The 1862-nt window shown below is 64.2% G+C and carries 2 protein-coding genes; both read left to right on the top strand.

All coding sequences use genetic code 11. The features are described 5' to 3' along the window. Positions 1–713, top strand: a 713-nt coding sequence (locus EN925_RS34205; protein WP_128337285.1) for a flagellar hook-basal body complex protein, incomplete at its 5' end; no start/stop codon positions are given. A gap of 27 nt (positions 714–740) precedes the next feature. Beyond that, positions 741–1862 (top strand): flagellar hook-associated protein FlgK (gene flgK, locus EN925_RS34200; protein WP_128337284.1); only part of this gene is annotated, 1122 nt, incomplete at its 3' end.

The raw sequence follows: 1862 nt of genomic DNA, 5'->3' as shown, positions 1-1862 counted from the left end.
CCAACGCTGCGACCGCGCAATACACGTCGAAATCCTCCATGGTCGCCTACGACAATCTCGGCAACAAGAAGCTGCTCGACGTCTATTTCACCAACACCGGCGCCGGCACCTGGCAGGTGGCGGTCTTCGATCAGTCGAAGGCCACCGCTGGAACATCGTTCCCCTACACCGCCGGCGGCTTGCTGGGCTCGGCCAACCTGACCTTCGACACCACCACCGGCAAGCTCACCGGCACGCCCACCAACGTTTCATTTACTGTGCCGAACGGCGCCACCCTCAATCTCGATCTGTCGGCGCTGACCCAGCTTGGCACCGGCTTCACGGTTTCCGACGCCCAGGTCAACGGCAACGCACCGAGCACCATCGACAAGGTCCAGATCAGCAAGGACGGCACCATCTACGCTCAGTACAAGGACGGCTCGACCAAGCCGCTCTACAAGATCCCGCTCGCCGACGTACAGAGCCCGGACCAGCTCAAGGCGCTGCCTGGCAACGTCTATTCGCAAGGCACCGAGTCCGGCGCGGTTCGTGTCGGCTTTGCCAATGAAGGCAAGCTCGGCTCCATCATCTCCGGCGCGCTCGAGAATTCCAACGTCGATATCGCCGAAGAACTGACCAACATGATCGCGGCGCAGCGCAGCTACACCGCCAATTCGAAAGTCTTCCAGACCGGTTCCGATCTGATGGACGTCCTTGTCAACCTGAAGAGATAAGACGGGCGTCGCCCGCGAAAGACCCGCATGTCACTGTCTACCGCATTGAGTATCGCCCAGTCGGCGCTTATGAACACCGCGCGACAGACCAGCGTTGTCTCGCGCAATGTCGCCGACGCCTCCAACCCGGACTATTCGCGGCGCCAGGCCGTCGTCACCAGCACGGCGCCGGGTGCGCGCTCGGTCGATATCCAGCGCGCAGCCAACGAGCTTCTGTTTCGCCAGAATCTCGCCGCGCTATCGGCCTGGAGCGGCCAGAACGCTCTCTACAACGGCATGGATCAGTTGGGTGTTGCGGTCAATGGCGTCGACAATGCGTCCTCGCCCTCGACTGCGATCGCCAACCTGCAGCAGGCGCTGCAGCTCTACGCCACCTCGCCGTCGAATCAGAACCTCGGCGCCTCCGTCATCGACGCCGCCAAACAGGTCGTGCGCTCGCTCAATGAGGGCTCCAAGGCAGTCCAGGATTTCCGCACCCAGACCGACGGTCAGATTGCCACCGCCGTCGACGACCTGAACTCGCTGCTCGGCCAATTCCAGGATGCCAACACGGCCGTCATGTCCGGAACCCGTTCCGGCACCGACGTTTCCGATGCGCTCGACCAGCGCGATGCGCTTTTGAAGAAGATTTCGAACTATGTCCCGGTGTCGACCTTCACGCGAGGCGACAATGACATGGTCATCACCACCGGCGACGGCACGACCTTGTTCGAGACGATACCGCGCACGGTCACCTTCGCGGCGTCGGCAGGCTATACCGCGGGTGCCGCCGGCAATGCCGTCTACATCGACAATGTGCCGATCTCGGCGGGAGCCGGTGGCAACACCAGCGCCAGCGGCACGCTTGCCGGCCTGCTGCAATTGCGCGACGGCGTCGCCTCGACCATGCAGAGCCAGCTCGACGAGACCGCGCGTGGCCTGATCACAGCCTTTGCCGAGACCGCACCCTCGATGGCCAACGCCGCCGGCCTGTTCACCTGGTCTGGTGCGCCGGCCGTGCCGGCGGCCGGCACGCTGGTCAACGGCCTTGCCGCGTCCATCAGCGTCAATGCAGCGATGGACCCGGGCACCGGCGGCAACCCGATGCTGCTGCGCGACGGCGGTGCCAACGGTGCGGCCTACGTCGCCAACACGGGCGGTGGCGCGTCC

This window comes from Mesorhizobium sp. M7A.F.Ca.US.006.04.2.1, from assembly GCF_004022915.1.
Taxonomy (GTDB): domain Bacteria; phylum Pseudomonadota; class Alphaproteobacteria; order Rhizobiales; family Rhizobiaceae; genus Mesorhizobium; species Mesorhizobium ciceri.
The sequence above is the reverse complement of the archived record's forward strand: the minus strand, read 5'-3'. Positions and strand labels throughout refer to the sequence as shown.